We start from the raw sequence: 4,222 nt of genomic DNA on the forward strand, positions 1-4,222 counted from the left end.
CAGAGACCTGGCAGAGACCTGGCAGAGGTGTCGGCATACAGCGCACGGATCTGGGCGTCGCTCGGATGGTGGCCCGTGCCCGGGAAACCGACCGTCCAACCGGCGACAAGCACCGCGTGGTCCAGTACGTCGTCATCCGTGATCATCTGGTTGACCAGCCCGAGCTCGGCCGCCTCGGTGGCGCTGACGGCGTGGCCGGACAGCAGGAAGTCCGAGACCCGGGCGGTGCCCATGATCTGGGGAAGATGCCAGGACAGACCGTATTCGACGGCCAGGCTGAGGCGGGAGAAGCCGGAGCCGACGAAGGCGGAGGCCGCGATGAACCGGACCTCCGGGTCGGCGTCCGCGGCACACAGGGCCTGCGCCTAGGCGGTGGCCATCGGCAGGGTGAACGCGCTCATGACCTCGGGCCGGTTCAGGGTGGCGACGGCGACCCCGTCATCGGACCCGGGTCAGAACGGGATCGGCAACGGCGGTCTGGATCGACTCCGTGCTGCTGCGCACCTTTCGCTCGGTTCCCGCGAGGTCGGCGGCGTGCCTGGCGTTCCCGGGTGCGCCCCGGYGTGCCGTCGCGCCCGCCGCGTGGACTCCGCGGATCTCATGCCGATGTCGCGTCTCCATAGCGGATCGCGAGTGATCGGGTGCGTGGACTGTTGGGCAAGAATCCTGGGCTCCCGGCCCTTCGAGTGGTCCCGGTGTCGTGTAGCATGACCTCCAGATCCGGACAGGGCTCGTGGCTGGCACCTGGAGGGCGACAACTGAAGATCGATCTAGAGCATGGTCCCGTGGTGAAGCCTGGAGTTCACGCCGCCCTGTCAAGGCGGAGGTCGCGGGTTCGAATCCCGTCGGGACCGCGTTCGTATGGCTAACAGTGCGCTGTGGCTCATGCGAGAGTCGCACTACCCGGGGCAGGTAGCTCAGTCGGTACGAGCGTCCGCCTGAAAAGCGGAAGGTCGGCGGTTCGACCCCGCCCCTGCCCACCACCTCTGATCAGGGGATTCGCTTCGCAAATCGGCTCCTAGCGGTCTCATGAAGATCGTTATGTAGCAACGGGTGTAGCAACGCCCCCGTACGTCGGCGTACGTGGACGGCCGTTGGCGCACACATCAGGCCAGCTGCTCGACCAGCTTCTGCAGCGCCGCACGCTTGTCCTCCAGAGAGGCATGAGCGTAGATCTCCATCGTAACGTCGACCTTGGCGTGTCCTGCGATCTCGCGAACGATGTGCGGGGGCACCTTGGCGTTCAGCAGCAGCGTCACGCAGGTGTGGCGGATGTCGTGGAAACGAAGATCCTCCAGCCCCAGGGCCGTGCGTAGCGGCTGCCAGCTGCGGCGCAGGTTGTCTGGCTCGAACGGGGTCCCGACCAGGCTGGTGAACACGAGGCCGGTGTCCTGCCAGTCCTCGCCGGCCGCCTCACGCTCCTTCCGCTGCCGGGCCCGGTGCTCCTCCAGAACGTTCGCGATCAGCCCCAGCAGGGGCAGCGTCCGCTCCGAGGTCTTGGTCTTCGGCGTGACGAGGGTCAGCCGGCCGCCGACCCGCTGCAGGGAATGTCGAACGGTGAGAGTGCCCTCGACGAAGTCGATGTCCTCCCAGCGCAGGCCGAGGATCTCTCCGCGGCGTAGTCCCATGTACAGCGCGAGGACGTAGAGGGCATGCAGGCGCTCGCCGGCGGCCAGCTTGAGCAGGTGGCTGGCCTGGTCGGCGTTGAGCCCGCGATGCACCTTGTAGACCGGCCCCGCCACGGTGGCGAGCTTCGCGACGTTGCGGCCCACGAGCTCCTCCCGCATCGCCGCGGACAGGGCGTTGCGCARCACGCTGTGTACCTGCTGGATGAGCCGGGCCGACGGCGCCTGCTGGCAGCAGCGGTCGACCGCGCAGCAACGGCGCTGCTCCTCGGGGCGGCGCTTGTCGGTGCCGTGCAGGCAGCACAGGCAGGTGTTGGTGACCCGCTTGAGGAGGTTCCGCACGTCGATCCCGGTCAGCTTGTTCAGCCGCTTCTTGCCGATCTGCGGGATGAGATACGTGCGGACGATGACCTCGTATCCCTGGACGGTGYGCGGCTTGCACGCCGGTGCCACGATGTCGCTTAGCCAGTAGGTGAGGAAACGCTGCATCGTCCACCCGGTGGCCTCGGCGGGGATTCCCTGGTCCGAACTGGCCTGCATCTTCGTGAGCTTCTCGCGAACGATGTCAGCGGTCTTCCCGTATACCGGCCTGCGGCGCTGGGTTCCGTCCGGCATGAGGACGTACGCCGCACCCACCCACATCCCGTCGCTCTCGCGCTGGTAGATAGATCCCTGCCCGTTCGCCCGCTTAGCACGCCTGCGGTTCGGGTCCTTGGTCATGGGTCCTCCGATTCCTCGATGAGGGTCGTGATCAACTTGGGTATTGCGGTCGCGGGAATCAGCCGCCGGCGGYCGATCTTGATGGTTTCGAGCTTTCCGGACCGGATCAGTTCGTAAAGACTTGTCCGGCCTATGCCGAGCACCGCAGCCGCTTCGGTGGTCGTCAGGAGCACCTTCGCGGTGCTGGAACTACTGTCGGCGTTGTCGCTCTTTTCCCACTGTACGGCGATTTCGGTCAGTGCGGACATCGCCTTGCGGAACTGTTCTCCGGTGGCCGAGGAAAGACCCTCGGAAGATTCGACTGATGTGCGCTTCCTGGGTCCTCGACTGTCGTTCGGGTCGCCCTTCATCGATGTGTCACCGCCGGCCGACGGGGATGACCCAGAATTCGGATCGGTATCCATGCACGCCACTCAGAGAGAATGCGTCGCCGCGGCGGGGTCTCCCGCCCGCCCGACGCCTCCTGCGTGCGGGCCGACCCGCTCGACCCGCTGTACGCGGGCGATCGGTGACGGTGCTGTGGGGGCGTCACGCGATCGTCCCCTGGTGACCGCCGCCGGTTCCCGGGCTGTTCCCGAGAGGGGCGGGGAACTGCCAGGGCGGCAGGTACGGGCTGAGGATCGCGTGTTCGGGGGTGGTGAGGAGCTGGGCGCGGAAGAACGTGCGGCCGTCGATGATCGGTGGGTGGGCGTGTGGGCAGATGATCCACTGGTCGGGTGGGACGGGCTTGCCGGCGTGGGTGCGGCCCCAGATGGTGGCGCCGGTGTAGACGGGGTTGGCCAGGACACGAGCGATGTTGGTGGAAGTCAGCTGCCAGGGCCGCTTGGTGGCGGGGCTCACCAGGGGGGCGAGAAGGTCGTTGTGGACGACGCGGAGGCGGGTGGCGATGGCGCGGGGGCTGAGTTCGTCCTCGACCCGCCACCGGTAGATGAGTGCGATGACGTGGGCGGGGCCGGGGGCGATGACGAGGCGGATGCCCTGGCGGACCTGGCCGTCGGTGCCGAGTTCGGTGATGCGGCGGGGGCGGTAGCCGAGGGGGACGGGGCCGAGATGAAAGCCGGCGCGGACGAGGTCGATCTGGGCGGCGCGGGCGCGTTCGGTGGTCCAGGTGTGATGGTCCGCGAGCAGGAGTGCCTGCCGCGCGGCGCGGGCGGCGCGGCGGTGGGTCAGGCGCCACCACCAGCTGGGCTGGCCGGCCGGCGTGGGCGGGGCGGGTGGCAGCGTGGGGATGGGCAGCAGGTCAGACATGCGGGGCTCCAGCCAGAGCGGGGAGCCGGCCGCGGCGGCGTGAACACACCCCGCCCCGGCCGGCGGAGGGGTGGTCTAGGTGGCCGCGTGGGGCGAGGCGTCGCGGGCGGCGCGCGCCGGCGGCGGGTCCGGCGGTCGCGGATCGTGCGCTCGCCGCTCGTCGGGGCGGAAGACGATCACGTCTTGGTGGACCGGGTAGGCGCCTGTCCGGCCGTCCGGGCGGCGCACGCCGAGTTCCCGAACGTGGGGGAGGGCGGTGAGCGCGACAGCGCGCTGCACCGGCCGCCAGCCCGTGTCCCGGCCTGCGGCGGCGACGCGGCTGGCCAGGTCCACCCCGCCCTCGATGTGGTAGGCGGCGATGACGACGAGGTGCCCGCCGGGTTGGGACAGGTTCCGGTAGGCCGCCAGCCGCGGGCGCAGCCGGTCCCTGACCGGACCGTCGGGGTCGGGCGGTCCGATTGCGGTCAGGACCAGGTCGACCGGTCCGAGTCCGGTCCAGGACTCACGGTCGGGCAGACGGTCGAGGATCATTCCGTCGCCGCGGGCGCCGCGTGCCTTTGCCAGGGTGAGCGCGGCGCGGGCGGTCTCCCACTGGTCGGGGTTGGTGGTGATGCCGATGGCGTGGCGCT

General features: G+C 69.4%; 5 protein-coding genes and 2 tRNA genes. 2 read left to right on the plus strand and 5 right to left on the minus strand.

What is annotated here, in order from left to right; translation table 11 throughout:
* Nucleotides 1–356 (minus strand): enoyl-CoA hydratase-related protein (locus KBI5_RS24060; protein ID WP_347272538.1); only part of this gene is annotated, 356 nt, incomplete at its 3' end.
* A 423-nt stretch (nt 357–779) separates the two neighbouring features.
* On the opposite strand from KBI5_RS24060, the gene KBI5_RS24070 reads away from it, so the two are divergent.
* Both KBI5_RS24070 and KBI5_RS24075 read left to right on the plus strand, forming a co-directional pair.
* Nucleotides 780–854: transfer RNA gene (locus KBI5_RS24070), tRNA-Asp, on the plus strand.
* Between the two features lie 52 nt (nt 855–906).
* Nucleotides 907–983, plus strand: a tRNA-Phe gene (locus tag KBI5_RS24075).
* A gap of 123 nt (nt 984–1,106) precedes the next feature.
* Here the strand turns inward: KBI5_RS24075 and KBI5_RS24080 are convergent.
* The 4 genes from KBI5_RS24080 to KBI5_RS24095 form a co-directional block, all read right to left on the minus strand.
* A complete protein-coding gene (locus tag KBI5_RS24080) occupies nt 1,107–2,345 on the minus strand; it encodes a site-specific integrase (protein WP_085016573.1) in 1,239 nt (412 codons plus the stop codon).
* Nucleotides 2,342–2,695 carry a helix-turn-helix domain-containing protein gene (locus tag KBI5_RS24085; RefSeq protein ID WP_241883160.1) on the minus strand — a complete coding sequence of 118 codons (354 nt, stop codon included), beginning with the start codon at nt 2,693–2,695 and terminating at the stop codon, nt 2,342–2,344. The genes KBI5_RS24080 and KBI5_RS24085 overlap by 4 nt, the downstream gene beginning before the upstream one ends.
* Nucleotides 2,696–2,873: 178 nt before the next feature.
* Nucleotides 2,874–3,593, minus strand: coding sequence for a recombinase family protein (locus tag KBI5_RS24090; RefSeq protein ID WP_085016574.1), 720 nt, complete (start codon nt 3,591–3,593; stop codon nt 2,874–2,876).
* Between the two features lie 75 nt (nt 3,594–3,668).
* Nucleotides 3,669–4,222, minus strand: a 554-nt coding sequence (locus tag KBI5_RS24095; protein WP_085016575.1) for an SAM-dependent methyltransferase, incomplete at its 5' end; no start/stop codon positions are given.

This window comes from Frankia sp. KB5 (assembly GCF_002099325.1).
Lineage (GTDB): Bacteria > Actinomycetota > Actinomycetes > Frankiales > Frankiaceae > Frankia > Frankia casuarinae.